Below are 19028 nucleotides of genomic sequence, written 5' to 3'. Positions count from 1 at the left end.
AGGCTCAACAGCCGCGAGCAGCACTCACGGGCCTGACCAGCCGAAGCATCGCTCAGCCGAGCAGCGGGGCGACCTCCGCCGCCGCTTCGGCGCCGAAGGCGTCGGCGAAGCGCTGCTGGGCGCGCCCGTGGTCGAGGGTCCACTCCTGCGTCCCGGTCACCTCCAGGACGTGCACGGCGATCAACGACCCCAGCTGCGCGGCACGCTCCAAAGACAGTCCTGTTTGGACACCAGCGAGGAAGCCCGCCCGGAAACCGTCGCCCACCCCGGTCGGGTCGACCTTCTCCCGCTCCGCGACCGCGGGCACCAGCAGCCGCTCGCCGCCGGTGACGACCTCCACCCCGCTCGCGCCGAGGGTGGTGAGCCGGGTGCCGACCAGCTGCCGCACCTCCGCATCGGTCCATCCGGTCTTCTGCCGCAGCAGGCCCCATTCGTACTCGTTGGTGAAAAGGTAGTGCGCGCCTTCGACCACCCGGCGCACCTGCTCCCCGCTGAGCCGGGCGAGCTGCTGCGACGGGTCGCTGGCGAACCGGTAGCCGCGGTGCCGGCACTCGTCGGCGTGCCGAAGCATGGCCTGCGGGTCGTTCGGGCTGATCAGCACCAGGTTGGCACCGGTGGAGCTGATCACCGGGGCCAGCTCGATGTTGCGGGCCTCCGACATCGCACCTGCGTAGAAGGACGCGATCTGGTTGAACTCGTCGTCGGTGGTGCACACGAACCGAGCGGTGTGCGCGACCTCCGAAACGTGCACGCCCGAGCAGTCCACGCCGTGGCGCTGCAGCCAGGAGCGGTAGTCGGCGAAGTCGTCGCCGACCGCGCCGACCAGCACCGGCCGTTGCCGCAGGACGCCCAGCGCGAAGGCGATATTGGCCGCGGCGCCGCCGCGCCGGACCACGAGCCCGTCCACCAGGAAGCTCAGCGACACCTGCTCCAGGCTGTCGGCGACGAGCTGCTCGGTGAACCGGCCAGGGAAGTGCATCAGGTGGTCGGTGGCGATGCTTCCGGTGACGGCGACTTGCACGGCACAACTCCTGGTGGTTCGCGCGGCTGGGCCCGCAGTCAATACAGCACGCCGGAACGGTCCTCGCGACTCACCGAACGTGGCTGCGGGTGATCGCGCGCGCACCGAGCGGCACCGCCCTGCCCGGTTCGGCGGCGTGCCAGGCGCGCGGCGGACAATGGCGGTATGCGCGAAGTGGAGATCCGGGACGACATGATCCGGCTCGGGCAGCTGTTGAAGCTGGCGGGCCTCGTCGAGCACGGAGCGGAGGCGAAGGCGCTGCTGGAGGACGGCCAGGTCGAGGTCAACGGCGCGGTCGAAACCCGCCGCGGCAAACAACTGGTCGAAGGCGACGAGGTGGTCCTCGGAAACGAGGTCGTCCGAGTGGTCATCCTGTGAGAGGCACCGTGCCCGAGTAACCGTGCCTGAGAAACCGTGCCCGAGAAACCGTGTGCGCCCTCACCTGACACCGGTTCCCGTCAGAGCGCCTCGTGGACATGCGGCCGCCGACGATCATGCACGCGAGGTCTGGCAGTCGTCCGGCGCGCAGGTGAGCGGGTCGCCGTCGACGACCGCCAGATCCGCTCGCACGCCAACCCGGATGCGCGCGGCCACCTGCTCCCCGCCGGCGCCGTCGGCGGCTTCGGTGGTGTACCCGGCGAGCACCTGCCCGGCGGAAAGCGCCTGGTCCGGACCGACACGTTGGTCTACCTCCGCATTCGCGACGTCGATGCCGTCGCGGACGCGTTCGGCGTCCAGGCAGAAGACGCCCCCCGTGGGCGCGCGAAATCGAACTGCGCGCCCCCGGCGGAAACCGGCTGCGGATGGGCACGCCCGCCAGGATGATCGCAGCCCCGGGACCCTGGACAGCAAGAAGGCCGGCGCCCGCGGGCACCGGCCTCATGCCAGATCGGCTTGCTCGATCAGTGGAACGAGTCGCCGCAGGCGCACGACCCGCCCGCGTTCGGGTTGTCGATGGTGAAGCCCTGCTTCTCGATGGAGTCGACGAAGTCGATCACCGCGCCCTGCAGGTACGGAGCGCTCATCCGGTCGACGACCACGCCCAGGCCCTCGAAGTCTCGCCGAGCGTCGCCGTCGAGGGCGCGCTCGTCGAAGAAGAGCTGGTAGCGCAGGCCCGCACAGCCACCCGGCTGGACGGCGATGCGCAGGTGCATGTCGTCGCGGCCCTCTTGGTCGAGCAGGGCCTTGGCCTTCTGGGCCGCCGCGTCGGTCAACGTGACACCGTGGGCAGGCGCCTCGGCGTCGGTCGTGGTGTTCGGGGCGGTCATGGACTCTCCCTAGAGGTCTCGCTCGTCCGATTCCGGCGTGAGGTGCAACCACAGCCGGAGTCGCGCTATTCCCGCGGGCGCCGCCCGGGGGAACTACGTTTTGTCTCCTGAATCTATGGTGGCACAGTTACCCGCCAAGCTGGTGTGATGTGGCTTCCCGATCTCGGATCCGCCCGCTGGTGTCCGGTCTGCTGCAGCCCCGACCGGGGCGTCGAATACCCTGTTGGAGTGAGGTTCCTTCGCCGTAGCAGCGCTGAGCAGACCGCCACCACCGAGTCCGATGCGGAGACCGGTCAGGCTGCGGCGGAACATGCCACCAACCACACCCCCAAGAAGGGGAAGCCGACGCCGAAGCGCCGGGACGCGGAGAGCAAGCGGCGCGGCCCGGTCCCGCCGCCGCCGAAGACCCAGCGCGAGGCGATCAAACGGGCCCGCGGCAACAAGGATGAGCGTCGGCAGGCCGCGCGGGAGCGCCGCGAGCGGATGATGCAGGGCGACGACCGCTACCTGATGCCCCGCGACAAGGGTCCGGTGCGCGCCTACGTACGCGACCTGGTGGACACCCGGCGGCATCTGATGGGCCTGTTCATGCCGCTGGTGCTGATCGTGTTCGCCACCACGCTGGCGCAGAACCTGGTCGTCCAGCAGTACGCGACGCTGGCGTGCATGGCGCTGCTCGCGATGATGGTCGTCGAGGGCACCCTGCTGGGCCGGTACGTGAACAAGCGCGTGCGTGCGAAGTACCCGGACCACAAGGACCGCCCGTTCTCCCTGGGCTGGTACGCCTTCACCCGGGCCATGCAGATCCGCAAGCTCCGGGTCCCCCGCCCCCGCTACACCCCCAAGGACATCGCCAAGATCGGCTGATCCCAGCGCTCGTCTCGGCGACGGCTGTCACACCGACCGCGGTCATCTGATCGATCCGGGTAGCGTCGCTGCGACGTCGTTGGTAAGGGGACCGGAGGTTTCGTCGGGTGGCTGTGCGCACGTTGGTGCTCGGTGGGGCTCGTTCCGGCAAATCCGCGCATGCCGAGGGTTTGGTCTCGGAATCCTCCCCGGTCACCTACGCCGCGACCGCGCGGCGCGATCCCGACGACGCCGAGTGGGCCGAGCGGATCGCCCTGCACGTCTCGCGGCGCCCCGGCACCTGGCGGACCGTGGAGGCCGGCGATGCCGATTCGCTGCTCCGCGTGCTGGCCGATGCCGGCCCCGGGGCGACCGTGCTGGTGGATGACCTGGCCACCTGGCTGACCGGCGTGCTCGACGACGCCGGTGCGTGGGATCGCGACCCCGGCGCACTCGACGTGGTGGCCGGGCACTGCGCCCGGTTGGTCGGGGCCGTCGCCGGGTGCCGGGCCCGGTTGGTGGTCGTTTCCGCCGAAGTGGGCCTCGGGGTCGTCCCGGCGACCAGGTCTGGAAGGCTGTTCCGGGACGAGCTCGGCTCACTCAACGCCCGGCTGGCTGACGTGTCCGACGAGGTAGTCCTGCTCGTGGCCGGACTTCCGCTCCGCATCCGCTGACCCCAGACGCGCCGAACAAACGGAGGTTTTCGCTTGTCCACCGACCAGAACCAGTCCGGCCCGATCGGGTTCCCGGCGGTACCGGCGCCCGACGAGCAGGCCCGGCGGCAGGCGGTCGCCCGGCACGAGCAGTTGACCAAGCCCGCCGGATCGCTGGGGCGGCTGGAAGAAATCGGCGTCTGGGTCGCATCCCGGCAGGGCAGCAGCCCGCCGCGCCCCTTCACCCGCCCCCGCGTGGTCGTCTTCGCCGGGGACCACGGCATCGCGGCGCACGGCGTCTCGGCCTACCCCAGCGACGTGACCGGCCAGATGGTCAGCAATTTCCTAAGCGGCGGCGCGGCGGTGAACGTGCTGGCCACCAACGCCGGCGCGACGGTGCGGGTGGTGGACATGGCGGTCAACACCGACACCCCGCCGGTGGTCAGCGCGCACAAGGTGCGGCGCGGGTCGGGTGCGATCGACCGGGAGGACGCCCTCACCGCCGACGAGGTGGACGCCGCTGTCAACGCCGGGCGCACCATCGCCGACGAGGAAGTGGACTCCGGTGCCGACCTGCTCATCGCCGGCGACATGGGCATCGGCAACACCACCCCGGCGGCGGTGCTGATCGCCGCGCTGACCGGGACCGAACCGGTAGCGGTGGTCGGCCGCGGCACCGGCATCGACGACAACGCCTGGATGCGCAAGACCGCCGCGATCCGGGATGCGCTGCGCCGCGCCCGCAAGGTGCTGAACGACCCGGTGGCACTGCTGCGGACCTCGGCGGGGGCCGACATCGCCGCGCTGACCGGGTTCCTCGCGCAGGCCGCGGTTCGGCGCACCCCGGTGCTGCTGGACGGGGTCGTGGTGGGTGCGGCGGCGCTCGTCGCCGAGGAGCTCGCGCCCGGCGCCCGGCAGTGGTGGCTGGCCGGTCACCGCTCCGCCGAACCGGGCGGGCCGCTGGTGCTCGACCACCTCGACCTCACCCCGGTCCTCGACCTGGGGATGCGGCTCGGCGAGGGCTCCGGTGCGCTCACGGCGCTGCCGGTGGTCACCGCCGCGGTGCGGGTGCTCGGTGAGATGGCGACCTTCGCCGAAGCCGGTGTCGGCGGCCCGACCGGAGCCGGGGCGACCGGCCCGACGGCGTGACGGTGCTGGACGGTCTGCGCCTGGCGGTTTCGTGGCTGAGCGTGCTGCCGGTGCCCGCCCGGCGCGTCGACGACCGCGCCTGCCGCCAGGCGATCTCGTTCGCGCCCCTGGTTGGCGCGCTGGTCGGTGCCTTCGGCACCGCCGCGCTCTGGGCCCTGACCGCGCTCGGATCTCCCCCGCTGTTGGCCGGGCTGCTCACCGTCGCCATGTTGGTGCTGGTCACACGGGGTATGCACGTCGACGGCCTGGCGGACACGGTGGACGGTCTCGGTTGCTACGGACCACCGGAGCGCGCGCTGAGCGTGATGCGCGACGGCGGCGCGGGGCCGTTCGCGGTGGTCGCTTTGATCCTCGTGCTCGGCATCCAGGCGGCAAGCCTCGCCGAACTGGCGAACGTGCCGCTGACGGTCGTCCTCGCATGTGCGGTGGGCCGCGCGGGATTCGTGCTGTGCTGCCGGACCGGAGTGCCGGCGGCACGCCCGGAAGGCATGGGTGCGCTGGTAGCGGGCAGCCAGCCGACCTGGCTCGTCGCCGCCTGGTGGCTCGCCCTGCTGGCGGTGGCCGCCGTCGGCTTCGGCTGGCACGCGGCGATCGCCGTGGTCCTCGCCGCAGCCCTGCTACTCGCCCTCACCTGGCACACCCGACGCCGCTTCGGCGGAATCACCGGAGACGTCCTAGGTGCCGCCTCCGAACTCGCGACCACAACAGTCCTCGCGACCACGGCGGTCCTCGCCACCACGGCCATCGCCTGACCAAGTCCACCGCAATTTCCATTGAAATCTGAGGTTCGATTTCAATGGAAATTGCGGCCCTTCGGCGTGTCGGCACCCCGACACGCCGAAGGTTGTGGATAACTTCCGCAATTTCCATTGAAATTGCGGACACCCCTGGCGGTCAGCTGAGCTTGGTCATCCAGCCGTGGGTGTCGGCGGCCGTGCCGTGCTGGATGGCGGTGAGGCGCTCGCGCAGCTTCATCGTCACCTCGCCCGGCTGGCCGTCGGCGATGCCGAACTCCCCGTCGCGGTGCTTGACGTGGCCGACCGGGGTGATCACCGCGGCGGTGCCGCAGGCGAAGACCTCGGTGAGCTCACCGGCGGTGGCCTTCTTCTCCCACTCCTCGACGGTGATCCGCCGCTCCTCGACCTGCATGCCGAGCTCCTTGCCCAGCTCCAGCAGTGACGAGCGGGTCACGCCCGGCAGCAGGCTGCCGCTGAGCGCCGGGGTCACCAGGCGCGCGTCCGAGCCGGAGCCGAACACGAAGAACAGGTTCATGCCGCCCATTTCTTCGACCACGTGCCGCTCGCACGCGTCCAGCCACACGACCTGATCGCAGCCCTGCTCAACGGCCTCGGCCTGCGCGAGGAACGACGCGGCGTAGTTGCCCGCGAACTTCGCCGCACCGGTGCCGCCGGGCGCCGCCCGCACGTACTCGTGGCTCAGCCACACGGTGACCGGCTTGACGCCGCTGGCGAAGTACGAGCCGGCCGGGGAGGCGATCAGCGCGTACAGGTAGGCGTTGGACGGGTGGTTGACGCCGAGCCCGATCTCGGTCGAGATCATGAACGGCCGCAGGTACAGCGAGCTCTCCTCGGCGCTCGGCACCCAGTCGGCGTCCACCGCGATCAGCTCGCGCAGCGACTCGATGAACAGTTCCTCCGGCAGCTGGGCCATCGCGATCCGCTGCGCCGAGCGCTGGAACCGCTGTGCGTTCGCCTCCGGCCGGAACGCGGCGATCGAGCCGTCCGGCTGGCGGTACGCCTTGAGTCCCTCGAAGATCGCTTGCGCGTAGTGCAGGACCGATGTCGCCGGGTCCAGCTCCAGCGAGTGGTAGGGCTCCACCGCGGCGTCGTGCCAGCCGCGGTCGTCGGTCCACTTGATGGTCACCATGTGGTCGGTGAAGTACCGTCCGAAGCCCGGATTCGCCAATACTTCCGCACGGCGCTCGTCGCTGGCCGGTTGCGGGTTGGGGGTCCGGGTGAAAGACAGCGCTCCAGTCATGCGCGTACCGTATCGCGCGCTTCGGAGCAGTGGAAACCCGATCTCCAGAACTTGGTCGTCCAAATATCTGTCATCCGCTTACTAAACGTTGAACGAACGCCACCGTTCGTGACCCGAAGCGGGTGGATCCGGACGATTCCCCCCTTATGATGTGACCATGACGTACGCCCACAACACCCCGGTCCCCGCGGGGCCCACGACGACGTCGCAGGACGCGCTGGCCGCAACCCTGGCGGCGCTGATGCCGCTGGGCGGCGGCCTGCTGGTGATGCTCGGCTACGCGTGGATCGGAATCTTCGGCGCGATCCTGGGCCTGGCCGGTGCCGCCGGATGGGCGTTCTGGTGGCGCAACAAGCACAAGACGTTCTTCCCCAAGGACCTGCGCGGTGGCTCGGTCGGCGGGATCGGCGGGATCGTCGCCGTCATCGTCTTCCTGCTTTTCGTCTCGCTCTGACCCTGGCAGCACGGGGCCGTGAGTCCTTCGGGCTGCCGACGGACTCACGGCCCCGGCTCCTCAGATGAGCAGCAGTCCCTCCGGGAGGGACGGAAGTGCCCACTTCGGATCGGGCTGGGCATCGCAGTAGGTGCCGTCGAACGGGAACCGACCCGCCTCGGCCAAGGCGATCATGCGTTCGCCCTCGGCCTGCAGTCGGGTCAGGTGGCGCTCGTCGAACCGGCCGGCGGCCAACGCATCGGCCACCTCGTTCTCGTCCTTCCAGGACCAGCACCCGTCGGGGTACACCTCGACGTCGAGCACCCCGTCGACACGCCGGACGCCGGTCGCATCCCTGCCCAGCGGGACTTCGAGGTTGACGTACCAGTTGCGGAAAGTGCCCTCGGGCTCGAAAAACCACCAGACCGACGCCCAGCAGTTCTCGAACACCAGGCGCAGCGTCGAGGTACCGCGCCAGGTCGACTTCGCGGGGACCCGGGGCCCGTTGAAGCGTTCGGACAACGGCATCTGGCGCGGCGACCGGCCGTCCGGGGAGGTGGTGATCCGGATCGGTGTGCCGTCCAGGACCCAGCACAGCAGGTGGTCTCCGTCGTCCTCGACCACCCGTGCCGGATGGACGGTGCCCAGCGATCCGTCCAGCCGCCAGAAGCTGTAGAGCACTTCCTCGCCGGGCTCCCACGCCAGGGACTCACCAGTGGATTTCAGGGGAATGTTGGCAACACTCGTCTTGAGCATGACCCGCCTCATCTCCAGCGACGGGACACCCCTCCCGTCGCCAAAGGACCGACAACAACGACAACAAGCGTCGCAAGCATCGCAGAAATCGGCATGCTCATTGCGAGTAAAACCGACAACCCCATGCCCAGGCACGCTGCGCGCATCGGCCAGATGTGCCCCTCCGAAAGCAGCAGTCGCGCACCGGCATTCGTGAATGCGTAGTGGACGAGCAGGCAGCAGGCCGCGAAGGCCATCGCCGGAACCGGCTCGACCAGCACCGCGACCGCCACAGCGGCGACACCAGCGGCCATATCGAGCACATAGGGCGTCCCGGCGCTGCTGGTGCGCCCCATGAAGCGCGGCAAGTCCCGGTCCTGCACGAGCGCCAGCGCCGTCGACCGGAACGACTCCAGCGCACCCAGCAGCACCGGCAGCAGCGCCACCGCCGCGCCGACGCCCACCAGCGGTGCGAGGTTCGCGGCCGCGGCGGCGGTCAGCACCTCGCGGATCGGCGTTGGTGAAAGCGCCAGCCGCGACCATCCCAGCTGGTAGACCAGCGCCGCGGTCACCACCGATAACGCCACCGCGAGTGCGACCAGCGAGACCACGGTGCCGCGCTTCATCGCCGACCAGGCGAACCGGTCCTGCTCGACGGCAGGCGCGGTCAGCCGTTCGAAGCCAATGAAAGCGAAGAACAGCACGCCGGCCGCCCCGGTGATGCCCACCGCGCTGTCGGCCAGCGGGCGCCCGGTCGGGATAGGCGGCACCGGTTCTATCGCGAAGCAGGTGACCACCACGAGCCCGAGCACCGCGACGGTCAGCGCGAGCCAGATCCAGGCGGCACCGCCCCTGATCCGCAACCCCACCGTCGCCGCGAGCACGACCAGCAGCAGCGCCACCGCGGCGACCTGCGGAGCGGCGGCCGGCAGGAAGAAATCGCCCAGCACCCGCGCGATCACGGCCATCCCGGCGACCTGTCCGGCGAGGTGCGCGCTGGCCCCGATCCGCGCCGGCAGCACGCCCACCCACGCCCGCACGCACGCGTAAGCCGCGCCTGGGCCCCAGTAGGCCTCGGACTGGTGCGCGGTCGCCGACGCGGCACATGCCGCGGCCAAGAACGCGACCAGCAGCCCGAGCGGCAGCCACGGCCCGGCTGCCGCGGCGGCGGGCGCCGGCCCCACGAACACGCCGGCACCGAGCATCCCGCCGAGCGCGAGCGGGATGCCGTCACTGCCAGACGCGAGCCGACCGCGCGATTCAACCTCTTGGGGCACGGCACCACCCTTACAGACGAATGTCGATGCGTGCAGCCGCCTGTCGGCTGACGCACAGGTAGGCAGGGGCGAGAGCCCGAACGGACCGCCACTCCGAGCGAATTCGCAGTTGCCGAGCGTTCTAGAGTGCGAAGAAGCTTTGCTGACACCGCAGCGTTGACGCAGTGACCCGGAGGATGACCACGTGACGACCCCGAAACTCGCCCTGACCGACACAACGGTGGCCAAGCTGACCGCGAACGCGCTCGTCGTCGGAACCGTCCAGGGCGCCGACGGCCTGCAGCTCGCGCCCGGTGCCGACCAGGTCGCCACCGCGTACGACGGAGACCTGGCGAAGGTGCTCACCTCGCTGGGCGCGACGGGCAAGGCGGACGAGGTCGTCAAGCTGCCCGCTGGCGGAAAGCTGCGGGCCGACGTGCTGGTCGCCGTCGGGCTGGGCAAGCCCGCGGCGAACGGCGGGGTGTCCGGCGAGGCGGTGCGCCGGGCCTCCGGCGCTGCGGCCCGGTCGCTGAGCGGCGTCGAGCAGGCCGCCACCACGCTGTCCGCTGTGGACCTGTCGGCGGCGGTGCAGGGCACGGTGATGGGCGCCTACGCGTTCACCTCGTACAAGTCGCAGTCCGGCGACGGCCCGCTGTCCAAGGTGGACTTCGTGGTCGGCGATGCCAAGGCGGATGCGAACGCGCACGCGCTGAAGGGCGCCACCGCGATTGGCGAGGCGGTCAACACCGCCCGCGACCTGATCAACACCCCGCCCAACGACCTGTACCCGGCGTCCTTCGCCGAGCGCGCCGCCGAACTCGGGCGCGCCGCGGGCCTGGAGGTCGAGGTTCTCGACGACAACGCGCTGCGCAAGCAGGGCTTCGGCGGCATCCTCGGCGTCGGCGCCGGTTCCGCCCGCCCGCCGCGCCTGGTGCGGCTGCGGCACAAGGGCCCGAAGGCGGCCAAGAAGGTCGCGCTGATCGGCAAGGGCGTCACGTTCGACACGGGAGGCATCTCGATCAAGCCCGCCGCGAGCATGGAGGACATGACCTCAGACATGTCCGGGGCCGCCGCCGTAATCGCCACCATGCTGCTGGCCGCGCGGCTCAACTACCCGCTGGACATCACCGCGACCGTCCCGATGGCCGAGAACATGCCGTCGGGCACCGCCTACCGCCCCGGCGATGTGCTGACCATGTACGGCGGCAAGACCGTCGAGGTGCTCAACACCGATGCCGAGGGCCGGCTGATCCTTGTCGACGCCATCACGCGGGCCTGCGAGGACGAGCCGGACTACCTGATCGAGACGTCCACGCTGACCGGTGCGCAGGTCGTGGCGCTGGGCAAGCGCACCCCCGGCGTGATGGGCAGCGGGGAGTTCCGCGACCGGGTGGCGCGGCTGTCGCAGGCCGTCGGCGAGGGCGGCTGGCCGATGCCGCTGCCCGAGGAGCTGCGCGGTGACCTGGACTCCAAGCTCGCCGACCTCGCCAACATCACCGGGCACCGCTGGGGCGGCATGCTCGCGGCAGGCATCTTCATCGAGGAGTTCGTCGCCGACGACGTGCAGTGGGCGCACGTGGACATCGCGGGCCCGTCCTACAACACGAGCGCGCCGTGGGGCTACACCCCGAAGGGCGGCACCGGCGTCCCGGTCCGCACCATGGCGGCGGTGCTGGCCGACATCGCCGACCGGGGCTGAGCACAATTTCCTGGGAGCCTGTCGGCGAATCCCGTCCGCGTGGACATGCATAAGGAGGGGCACCCGCAGTCCGGGGAGCCTAATGAGTCGTGAGTCGGCCGTGGGGCAGACTCGGGTCTGGTAGCCGCCGGCAGGTGAGCACTCTCTCAGGTTCCGCTAAGCGACCACCCACCCAGACCATTCACCAACAGGCTCTGACCGGGGCCGTGAGTCCTTCGTCCTGCAACAGCCGCCCGCCGGATTCACGGCCCCCGCTCGGGGCGTAGTTCTACTCCGCCGAAGTGGCGTATTTGTGATCTGAACCTCAAAAAGATCACCACAGCACGGTGCCGGAGTGCCACGATGGGTCGATGACCGAAACGACACCGACCGCGCCCAGCGCGGCACGGCACGGATACAAGGTCGACGTGGTGTGGACCGGCAACACCGGGCAGGGCACCAGCTCGTACCACAGCTACGAACGCACCCACGAGGTGCGCGCAGCGGGCAAGGACGCCATCGACGCCTCCGCGGACCCGGTCTTCCTCGGCGACGCGGACCGCTACAACCCGGAAGAACTGCTGGTCGCATCGCTGTCGCAGTGCCACATGCTCTGGTTCCTGCACCTGGCCGCGGACTGCGGTGTCGTGGTCACCGGCTACCACGACCAGGCGCGCGGCATCCTCACCGAGAACCCGGACGGCTCCGGCCAGTTCGAAGAGGTGCGGCTCGCGCCCCAGGTCACGGTGGCCGACCGGGCGAGCGTGGACGTGGCCGAAGCCCTGCACGAACGTGCCCACGAGCTCTGCTACATCGCGAAGTCGGTGACCTTCCCGGTCAACTGCACCCCGACCACCCGCATCGCGAACTGACGATTCGACACTGTTCCGGGTTCAACTCGCCCCGGGGCGAGCGGCTTCGCCGCTCCGAAGAGACACCCGTACACCGGCGGCTTCGAGCCGCTCCTAGCCGTCGGCTGCTCTGCGGGCCTGGTCGCGGAGGATGCGCTGGCGGGCCTGGTAGTCCCGCATCCGCTGCGGGTAGCCGACCTTCGACACCTCGTAGAGCGGGATGCCGATCTTGCGGGTCAGCCGGTGCGCGGCTGACGGGCCGTCCACCCGCCGCCGGGTCCACTCGCCGTCGTGCGCGATGAGCATCAGCGTCGTCTCGGTCACCGTCGTGCGCGGTTCCAGGTATCCCTCGACGCCTCGGCGCTGCGCGGCCCAGTTGATCAAGTGCTCGGCGTCCGCCGAACTCGCGCCGCGCAACCCGCCCGAGCGCTTCCCACGAAACCGAGCGAACAGGCCCACCAGACTCGCCTCCCGTCGCAGCGGATGTCGAACAGCAGCTGTTTTCGATGATGCCACCGGCGGCATGGGGTGCGCGTGAAAAACATTCACTCCAGCCACTCGGCTCCAACGGTGTCGCTGTGATCCTCGGCAGTGCAGCACAGATCACCCAGCCCACGTCGCGTACGCCCGTCGTGTGGTGACAAGATGGCTGTCAGGCGACCGTGAACCCCCCGTTCCGGCGACGCCATCAGCTAGTCAACGATGCCTGTCGAGGAGTGCGAAGTGACCGACACGTCCGCCGATCTGGTCATTCTCGGCGGCGGTTCGGGCGGCTACGCCTGCGCCTTCCGCGCGGCCGAGCTAGGCCTGTCCGTCGTCCTTATCGAAAAGGACAAGCTCGGTGGGACGTGCCTGCACCGAGGCTGCATCCCGACCAAGGCGCTGCTGCACGCCGCCGAGGTCGCCGACTCCACCCGCGATGCCGACCAGTTCGGCGTCCGCGCCGCCCTTGAAGGCATCGACATCGACGGCGTCAACAAGTACAAGGACGGCATCGTCGCCGGCCTGTACAAGGGCCTGCAGGGCCTGGCCAAGGCGCACAAGGTAACCCTGGTCGAGGGCGCCGGCACGTTGGTCGACGCCAAGACCGTCGAGGTCAACGGCACCCGGTACACCGGCAAGAACGTCGTCCTGGCCACCGGGTCCTACTCCAAGACGCTGCCGGGCCTGGAGCTGGGCGGCAAGGTCATCGCCAGCGAACAGGCACTGAACCTCGACTTCATCCCGGAGAAGGTCGTGGTGCTCGGCGGCGGCGTGATCGGCGTGGAGTTCGCCAGCGTGTGGCGTTCCTTCGGCGCCGACGTGACCATCGTCGAAGCCCTCCCGCACCTGGTGCCCAACGAGGACGAGTTCGCCTCCAAGCGCCTGGAGCGCGCCTTCCGCAAGCGCGGCATCAAGTTCAAGACCGGCGTCAAGTTCACCGGCGCGACCCAGACCGCCTCCGGCGTCTCGGTGAGCCTGGAGAACGGCGAGACCTACGACGCCGACCTGCTGCTGGTCGCCGTCGGCCGCGGCCCGAACACCGCAGGGCACGGCTTCGAGGCCGCCGGGGTGCACATGGAGCGCGGCTTCGTCCCTACCGACGAGCGGCTGCGCACCAACCTGCCGGGCGTCTACGCCGTCGGCGACATCGTGCCCGGCCTGCAGCTGGCGCACCGCGGTTTCCAGCAGGGCATCTTCATCGCCGAGGACATCGCCGGGCTCAACCCGCAGACGATCGACGAGGCCGGCATCCCGCGCGTGACCTACTGCCACCCCGAGGTCGCCTCGGTGGGCCTGACGGAGGCCGCGGCGAAGGAACAGTACGGCTCGGTGGAGACCTTCACCTACGACCTGGCCGGCAACGGCAAGAGCCAGATCCTCAAGACCCAGGGCGCGGTCAAGCTGGTCCGCGCCACGGACGGCCCGGTGGTCGGCCTGCACCTGGTCGGCGACCGCGTCGGTGAGCTCATCGGCGAGGCGCAGCTGATCTACAACTGGGAGGCGCTGCCGGAGGACGTCGCTCCGCTGGTGCACGCCCATCCCACCCAGACCGAAGCCCTGGGCGAGGCGCACCTCGCCCTGGCCGGCAAGCCGCTGCACGTGCACGGCTGACGTCGGCTCCGCAGTCAGCCAGCACCCCGCCACACCACGAGGAGTCAGCAAGACATGGCCTTCTCCGTTCAGATGCCGGCACTCGGCGAGAGCGTCACCGAGGGAACGATCACCCGGTGGCTCAAGCAGGAGGGCGAGACCGTCGAGGTCGACGAGCCCCTGCTGGAGGTCTCCACCGACAAGGTCGACACCGAGATCCCATCGCCCGCCGCCGGTGTGCTCCAGCGCATCATCGCCCAGGAAGACGACACCGTCGAGATCGGTGCCGAGCTCGCCGTGATCGCCGACAGCAGCGAAGCAGCGGCCCCCGCTCCGGCCCCGGCCGCACCCGCGGCCCCGGCCGAGCCCGCCGCCGAGCAGCCCGCCCCGCCGCAGCCGGCGGCTACGGCCCCCGCCGCTGCCTCGACCGCTCCGGCTGGTGGCGCGGCAGGCACGGACGTCAACATGCCGGCGCTCGGCGAGAGCGTCACCGAGGGCACCGTGACCCGGTGGCTCAAGCAGGTCGGCGACACCGTCGAGGTCGACGAGCCCCTGCTGGAGGTCTCCACCGACAAGGTCGACACCGAGATCCCATCGCCGGTGGCCGGCACCCTGTTGGAGATCGCCGCAGGTGAGGACGACACCGTCGAGGTCGGCGCCAAGCTGGCCGTGATCGGCGCAGCCGGCGCGGCTCCCGCCCCGGCTGCCCCGCCCGCGCCGCCCGCGGCTCCCCCGGCCCCTGCTCCGACGGCTCCCCCGGCCCCTGCTCCGGCTGCGCCGCCCGCCCCTGCCCCGGCTGCCCCGCCCGCGGCCCCGGCGGCTCCGGCCGAGCCGACGGCGACCACCGGCACGCCGTACGTGACACCGCTGGTCCGCAAGCTGGCCAACGAGCACGGCATCGACCTGTCCGCGATCAAGGGCAGCGGTGTCGGCGGCCGGATCCGCAAGCAGGACGTGCAGGCCGCGATCGACACGAAGCAGGCCCCGGCGCCCACCGCCCCGGCCGCTCCCGCTGCGGCGGCGCCGAGCGCTCCGGCGCCGGTGGCGGAGCCGTCGGCGGAGGCCAAGGCGCTGCGCGGCACCACGCAGAAGATGTCCCGCCTGCGCCAGCTGCTGGCCCGCCGGATGGTGGAGTCGCTGCAGACCGCGGCGCAGCTGACGACGGTGATCGAGGTCGACGTGACCCGGATCGCCCGGCTGCGGGAGCGCGCCAAGGCGAACTTCGAGGCATCCGAAGGCGTCAAGCTCTCGTTCCTGCCGTTCTTCGCGAAGGCCGCCGCCGAAGCGCTGAAGCTGCACCCGAAGCTGAACGCCTCGATCGACGACGAGAGCAAGCAGGTCACCTACCACGGCGCCGAGCACCTGTCGATCGCGGTGGACACCGAGCGCGGACTGGTCTCGCCGGTGATCCACGACGCCGGGGACCTCAACCTCGGCGGGCTGGCCCGCAAGATCGCCGACCTGGCGGCGCGGACCCGCAACAACAAGATCAAGCCGGACGAGCTGTCCGGTGGCACCTTCACCATCACCAACACCGGTAGCCGCGGCGCGTTGTTCGACACGCCAATCCTGAACCCGCCGCAGGTGGGCATGCTCGGCACCGGCTCGGTGGTGAAGCGCCCGGTGGTGGTCGGCGACGAGAACGGTGGCGACACCATCGCGATCCGCTCGATGGCCTACCTGGCGCTGACCTACGACCACCGGCTGGTCGACGGCGCGGACGCCGCCCGCTTCCTGGCCACGCTCAAGCAGCGGCTGGAGGAAGGCGCGTTCGAGGCCGACCTGGGTCTGTGACCTAGCGACGAGTGAAAGGGGTCGCCCACCGATCGGTGGGCGACCCCTTTCACTCGTTCCAGTTCCAGGCGGCTCGCACCGCGCCGACCGGTGCGAGACGATGCCGGGCATGCGCGTGGTTGTCGCCGGTTCGTCCGGTTTGATCGGCACGTCCCTGGTCGCCGGGTTGCGGCAGGCCGGGCACGACGTGGTCCGGCTGGTCCGCCGCCTCCCCCAAGCCCCCGACGAGCGGGGCTGGGAGCCGGAGACCGGGCAGCTCGACGCGGATGCGCTGGACGGTGCCGACGCGGTCGTGAACCTCTGCGGAGCCGGTATCGGCGACAAGCGGTGGACGCCGGAGCGCAAGCGGCTGCTCGTGCACTCCCGGGTGCGGCCGACGCAAGTGCTCGCCGAGGCCATCGCCGCGAAGGGCGTCCCGGTGCTTGCGAACGGGTCTGCGGTGGGTTTCTACGGCGATACCGGCTCGAAACCGGTGACCGAGACCTCCGCGCCCGGCACGGACTTCCTGGCCGGCCTATGCCGCCAATGGGAGGCTGCCACCGGCGCGGCCGCGCGGGCCGGTGCCCGGGTGGTGCTGCTGCGCAGCGGGCTGGTGCTCGCCCCGTCCGGTGGGCTGCTCGGGCAGCTCCGGCCGCTGTTCTCGCTGCTGCTCGGCGGCCGGCTCGGCGACGGCAGCCAGTACTTCCCGTGGATCTCGCTGGACGACGAGGTCGCCGCGATCCGGTTCGTGCTGGAGCGGCCCGAGGTTTCCGGTCCGGTGAACCTGACCGGGCCGGCACCGGTCACCAACGCGGAGTTCACTCGCGCGCTGGGCGAGGCGCTGGGCCGGCCCGCGCCGTGGATCGTGCCGGGCTTCGCGCTCCGGATCGTCCTCGGGGAGCTCGCCGACCAGGTCCTCGGTGGGCAACGCGCGGTGCCGACGGTGCTGGAGGCGCATGGGTTCACCTTCCAGCACCCGTCTATCGGGGCGGCGCTGGCGGCGGCCGTCTCGGGGTGAGCCTTGGGCCGTTGTCGCTGGGCCCGGGGCGTAGCCTGGCCGCGTGAGTCGTGCCAATACTTCGTGCCGCGCATCCGCCGATCCGATGGCCGTGCGTGACCTGGGAACCATCGATTACCTTTCCGCCTGGGACCTGCAGCGCGAGCTGGCCACCGGCCGCGCCGAGGAGCAGAACCCGGACACCCTGCTGCTGCTGGAGCACCCGTCGGTCTACACGGCGGGCAAGCGCACCTCGCCGGAGGATCGCCCGACGGACGGGACGCCGGTCATCGACGTCGACCGCGGCGGCAAGATCACCTGGCACGGCCCGGGGCAGATCGTCGGCTACCCGATCCTGAAGCTGGCCGACCCGATCGACGTCGTCGACTACGTCCGCCGCCTGGAGCAGGCGCTGATCTGGGTGTGCGACCAGTTCGGGCTGGAGGCGGGCCGCGTCGAGGGACGCAGCGGCGTCTGGCTGCCCGCAGCGGACGGACTTCCGGAGCGCAAGATCGCCGCTATCGGCATCCGGGTGCAGCGGGGCATCACGATGCACGGGCTGGAGCTGAACTGCAACGCCGACCTGAGCCACTTCGACCGGATCGTGCCGTGCGGCATCAGGGACGTGGGCACCACTTCGCTGACCGCGGAGACCGGTCGGACCGTCGCCATCGCCGAGGCGATGCCGCTGGTCCAGCAGGGCGTGCTGGACGCGCTTGAAGGCGAGTTGCCGGTCAGCGAGCGCAACATCCCGCGCGAGCAGCCGAGCGCCGCCGGGGTGACGCTCTCGCTGGACCCGAGTCTGCGCTGATCGGGGTCGGCTGACAGATCGAAATTCACTCCTGGAAGCGGCGGTCCTGGGCTCCACCGGCCGGCCCTTCGACCCTCGACTACCTGGGCCGCCGCCTCGGATAAGCGTTTCCGCTGGCCAGGTGCCGTGAGCGTTTTCGGGCGCTATGGCACCCAAAATCACTCACGGGTGCTGACCAGTGCTCACCGCTGCCTCCGACATCGCCGGCCGACTCGGAACGCGCTGAACCGAAGGACACCTGTGCCCGGCTTCTAAGACACCGCGGCGCGGGCCGCCGCCCTGGGGTAGCGGTCGGGCGGCGGGCGGAGCAAAGGTGCCCGTTCACAGGTCATCCGACTGGAATCCGATCCGATCCGATCGGGATCCGCGATTTCAATGGAAATTGGACCTCCGATTTCCATTGAAATCGCGGAAGAACCCACCTGTTGGGGGTGTGAGCCTGGTCGGGGGCGCCCGTTGCGCCGCGAAGTCAGAGCTGGGGCGCCACCTCGGCGGCGACCAGCTCGAGGTGGTCCAGGTCGGAGAGGTCGAGGACCTGGAGGTAGAGGCGGGTGATACCGGTAAGCTCCCGCCACGTCCCGATCTTGGCGACGACCTCGTCCGGCGTCCCGGCCAAGCCGTTGAGGCGCAGCTCCTCGACGTCCCGGCCGATGGCGTCGGCCCGGCGCGCGAGCTCCGCGTCGTTCTTGCCGACGCACAGCACCAGAACCGCGGACCGCACGATCTCCTGGTGCGGCCGACCGATCGCGGTGCACGCCTCGGCGACCCGCTCGAACTGCTTCGCGGCCGTGTCCACGTCGACGAACGGCAGGTTGAACTCGTCGGCGAAGCGAGCGGCAAGCTCCGGCGTCCGCTTCTTGCCCTGCCCGCCGATCAGCAGCGGCGGCCGGGGCTGCTGCACCGGCTTGGGCAGCGCCGGCGAATCCGCCAGCTGGTAGTGCTCGCCGTCGTACCGGAAGTGCTCGCCGGCCGGGGTGCCCCACAGCCCGGTGATGATCTCCAGCTGCTCGGCGTAGCGGTCGAACCGCTCCTTAAGCGACGGGAACGGGATGCCGTAGGCGGTGTGCTCCGCCTCGTACCAGCCCGTGCCAAGGCCGAGTTCGACGCGCCCGCCGGACATCTGGTCAACCTGCGCGACCGCGACCGCCAACGGCCCGGGCAGCCGGAACGTGCCTGCCGTCATCAGGGTGCCCAGCCGCACCCGGCTGGTCTCGCGGGCCAACCCGGCCAGCGTCACCCAGGCGTCGGTCGGGCCGGGCTCGCCCGACACCGACCCCATCTTCAGGTAGTGGTCGGAGCGGAAGAACGCGTCGTAACCGGTCTGCTCCGCGTGCTTGGCCACGCGCAGCAAGTCGTCGTAGGTCGCGCCCTGCTGGGGCTCGGTGAAGATCCGCAACTTGAGGTATTCGCTCACGGTCCCCGAGGCTAGTAGGGGGTTCGGGCCGTGCCGACCGCCCGCTCGATCGGGCCGCAACCCGTTGCGGAC

The 19028-nt window shown here is 70.6% G+C and carries 20 protein-coding genes; 12 read left to right on the top strand and 8 right to left on the bottom strand.

From position 1 onward, the window contains the following. Positions 1-52: 52 nt before the first annotated feature. On the bottom strand, positions 53-979 hold the full coding sequence (locus tag ACRXBZ_RS29955) for a carbohydrate kinase family protein (RefSeq protein WP_168590215.1): 927 nt from the start codon (positions 977-979) through the stop codon (positions 53-55). Between the two features lie 207 nt (positions 980-1186). Here ACRXBZ_RS29955 and ACRXBZ_RS29950 point away from each other — a divergent pair, with 207 nt between their 5' ends. Beyond that, positions 1187-1399 carry an RNA-binding S4 domain-containing protein gene (locus tag ACRXBZ_RS29950; RefSeq protein WP_433881912.1) on the top strand — a complete coding sequence of 71 codons (213 nt, stop codon included), beginning with the start codon at positions 1187-1189 and terminating at the stop codon, positions 1397-1399. Positions 1400-1513: 114 nt separating this feature from the next. Here ACRXBZ_RS29950 and ACRXBZ_RS29945 read toward each other — a convergent pair whose 3' ends face one another. Continuing rightward, positions 1514-1873, bottom strand: a complete 360-nt coding sequence (locus tag ACRXBZ_RS29945) for an amidohydrolase family protein (protein WP_433881911.1) — start codon at positions 1871-1873, stop codon at positions 1514-1516. A 50-nt stretch (positions 1874-1923) separates the two neighbouring features. Next, the gene (locus ACRXBZ_RS29940) at positions 1924-2289 is read right to left on the bottom strand and encodes a HesB/IscA family protein (RefSeq protein ID WP_168587260.1); all 366 of its coding nucleotides are present in this window, start codon (positions 2287-2289) and stop codon (positions 1924-1926) included. A 228-nt stretch (positions 2290-2517) separates the two neighbouring features. Here ACRXBZ_RS29940 and ACRXBZ_RS29935 point away from each other — a divergent pair, with 228 nt between their 5' ends. The 4 genes from ACRXBZ_RS29935 (at position 2518) to cobS (ending at position 5689) form a co-directional block, all read left to right on the top strand. Next, positions 2518-3156, top strand: a complete 639-nt coding sequence (locus ACRXBZ_RS29935) for a DUF3043 domain-containing protein (RefSeq protein ID WP_433881910.1) — start codon at positions 2518-2520, stop codon at positions 3154-3156. Between the two features lie 107 nt (positions 3157-3263). Next, a complete protein-coding gene (cobU, locus tag ACRXBZ_RS29930; RefSeq protein WP_168587258.1) occupies positions 3264-3809 on the top strand; it encodes a bifunctional adenosylcobinamide kinase/adenosylcobinamide-phosphate guanylyltransferase in 546 nt (181 codons plus the stop codon). Positions 3810-3842: 33 nt separating this feature from the next. Next, complete coding sequence (gene cobT, locus ACRXBZ_RS29925) at positions 3843-4937, top strand: nicotinate-nucleotide--dimethylbenzimidazole phosphoribosyltransferase (RefSeq protein WP_433881909.1); 1095 nt, start codon at positions 3843-3845, stop codon at positions 4935-4937. Continuing rightward, entirely contained in the window at positions 4934-5689 is a 756-nt protein-coding gene (cobS, locus tag ACRXBZ_RS29920; protein WP_433881908.1) for an adenosylcobinamide-GDP ribazoletransferase, read from the top strand. Before cobT ends, cobS begins: the two co-directional genes overlap by 4 nt. A 142-nt stretch (positions 5690-5831) precedes the next feature. Here cobS and ACRXBZ_RS29915 read toward each other — a convergent pair whose 3' ends face one another. Further along, positions 5832-6935: a branched-chain amino acid aminotransferase gene (locus ACRXBZ_RS29915; protein ID WP_433881907.1), complete on the bottom strand. Its 1104-nt coding sequence runs from the start codon at positions 6933-6935 to the stop codon at positions 5832-5834. Positions 6936-7092: 157 nt separating this feature from the next. Between ACRXBZ_RS29915 and ACRXBZ_RS29910 the strand changes: the two genes are divergently transcribed. Continuing rightward, the gene (locus ACRXBZ_RS29910) at positions 7093-7389 is read left to right on the top strand and encodes a hypothetical protein (protein WP_433881906.1); all 297 of its coding nucleotides are present in this window, start codon (positions 7093-7095) and stop codon (positions 7387-7389) included. A gap of 60 nt (positions 7390-7449) precedes the next feature. Here ACRXBZ_RS29910 and ACRXBZ_RS29905 read toward each other — a convergent pair whose 3' ends face one another. Together ACRXBZ_RS29905 and ACRXBZ_RS29900 are read right to left on the bottom strand one after the other, a co-directional pair. Beyond that, complete coding sequence (locus ACRXBZ_RS29905) at positions 7450-8124, bottom strand: ribonuclease FAU-1 family protein (protein WP_433881905.1); 675 nt, start codon at positions 8122-8124, stop codon at positions 7450-7452. A gap of 8 nt (positions 8125-8132) precedes the next feature. After that, complete coding sequence (locus ACRXBZ_RS29900; protein WP_433881904.1) at positions 8133-9380, bottom strand: APC family permease; 1248 nt, start codon at positions 9378-9380, stop codon at positions 8133-8135. A gap of 184 nt (positions 9381-9564) precedes the next feature. Between ACRXBZ_RS29900 and ACRXBZ_RS29895 the strand changes: the two genes are divergently transcribed. After that, positions 9565-11058 (top strand): leucyl aminopeptidase, encoded by a 1494-nt coding sequence (locus ACRXBZ_RS29895; protein WP_433881903.1) that lies wholly within the window; start codon positions 9565-9567, stop codon positions 11056-11058. 350 nt (positions 11059-11408) lie between these two features. Then, a complete protein-coding gene (locus ACRXBZ_RS29890) occupies positions 11409-11909 on the top strand; it encodes an OsmC family protein (RefSeq protein WP_433881902.1) in 501 nt (166 codons plus the stop codon). Between the two features lie 93 nt (positions 11910-12002). Here ACRXBZ_RS29890 and ACRXBZ_RS29885 read toward each other — a convergent pair whose 3' ends face one another. Then, a complete protein-coding gene (locus ACRXBZ_RS29885; protein ID WP_433881901.1) occupies positions 12003-12347 on the bottom strand; it encodes an oxidoreductase in 345 nt (114 codons plus the stop codon). Between the two features lie 264 nt (positions 12348-12611). Here ACRXBZ_RS29885 and lpdA point away from each other — a divergent pair, with 264 nt between their 5' ends. The 4 genes from lpdA to lipB all read left to right on the top strand — a co-directional run bounded on the left by lpdA (position 12612) and on the right by lipB (position 17542). Beyond that, positions 12612-13982 carry a dihydrolipoyl dehydrogenase gene (gene lpdA / locus ACRXBZ_RS29880; protein ID WP_433881900.1) on the top strand — a complete coding sequence of 457 codons (1371 nt, stop codon included), beginning with the start codon at positions 12612-12614 and terminating at the stop codon, positions 13980-13982. A gap of 54 nt (positions 13983-14036) precedes the next feature. Continuing rightward, a complete protein-coding gene (gene sucB / locus ACRXBZ_RS29875) occupies positions 14037-15755 on the top strand; it encodes a 2-oxoglutarate dehydrogenase, E2 component, dihydrolipoamide succinyltransferase (protein WP_433881899.1) in 1719 nt (572 codons plus the stop codon). A gap of 109 nt (positions 15756-15864) precedes the next feature. Then, positions 15865-16752, top strand: a complete 888-nt coding sequence (locus tag ACRXBZ_RS29870; RefSeq protein ID WP_433881898.1) for a TIGR01777 family oxidoreductase — start codon at positions 15865-15867, stop codon at positions 16750-16752. A gap of 43 nt (positions 16753-16795) precedes the next feature. After that, positions 16796-17542: a lipoyl(octanoyl) transferase LipB gene (gene lipB / locus ACRXBZ_RS29865; protein WP_168587246.1), complete on the top strand. Its 747-nt coding sequence runs from the start codon at positions 16796-16798 to the stop codon at positions 17540-17542. Positions 17543-18011: 469 nt separating this feature from the next. Here the strand turns inward: lipB and ACRXBZ_RS29860 are convergent, their stop codons facing one another. Further along, the gene (locus ACRXBZ_RS29860; protein ID WP_433884012.1) at positions 18012-18956 is read right to left on the bottom strand and encodes an LLM class F420-dependent oxidoreductase; all 945 of its coding nucleotides are present in this window, start codon (positions 18954-18956) and stop codon (positions 18012-18014) included. Positions 18957-19028: the final 72 nt, after the last annotated feature.

The sequence above is a fragment of the Saccharopolyspora hattusasensis genome, assembly GCF_050972075.1.
GTDB classification, from domain to species: domain Bacteria; phylum Actinomycetota; class Actinomycetes; order Mycobacteriales; family Pseudonocardiaceae; genus Saccharopolyspora; species Saccharopolyspora hattusasensis.
The sequence above is the reverse complement of the archived record's forward strand: the minus strand, read 5'-3'. Positions and strand labels throughout refer to the sequence as shown.

What these genes read in the sequence shown, in the direction of transcription:
- ACRXBZ_RS29890 (WP_433881902.1), top strand. Translation starts at nt 11,409, where the DNA reads ATGACCGAAACGACACCGACCGCGCCCAGCGCGGCACGGCACGGATAC.
- ACRXBZ_RS29910 (WP_433881906.1), top strand. Translation starts at nt 7,093, where the DNA reads ATGACGTACGCCCACAACACCCCGGTCCCCGCGGGGCCCACGACGACG.
- ACRXBZ_RS29955 (WP_168590215.1), bottom strand. Translation starts at nt 979, where the DNA reads ATGCACTTCCCTGGCCGGTTCACCGAGCAGCTCGTCGCCGACAGCCTG.
- ACRXBZ_RS29950 (WP_433881912.1), top strand. Translation starts at nt 1,187, where the DNA reads ATGCGCGAAGTGGAGATCCGGGACGACATGATCCGGCTCGGGCAGCTG.
- ACRXBZ_RS29905 (WP_433881905.1), bottom strand. Translation starts at nt 8,124, where the DNA reads ATGCTCAAGACGAGTGTTGCCAACATTCCCCTGAAATCCACTGGTGAG.
- ACRXBZ_RS29940 (WP_168587260.1), bottom strand. Translation starts at nt 2,289, where the DNA reads ATGACCGCCCCGAACACCACGACCGACGCCGAGGCGCCTGCCCACGGT.
- ACRXBZ_RS29870 (WP_433881898.1), top strand. Translation starts at nt 15,865, where the DNA reads ATGCGCGTGGTTGTCGCCGGTTCGTCCGGTTTGATCGGCACGTCCCTG.
- sucB (WP_433881899.1), top strand. Translation starts at nt 14,037, where the DNA reads ATGGCCTTCTCCGTTCAGATGCCGGCACTCGGCGAGAGCGTCACCGAG.
- ACRXBZ_RS29915 (WP_433881907.1), bottom strand. Translation starts at nt 6,935, where the DNA reads ATGACTGGAGCGCTGTCTTTCACCCGGACCCCCAACCCGCAACCGGCC.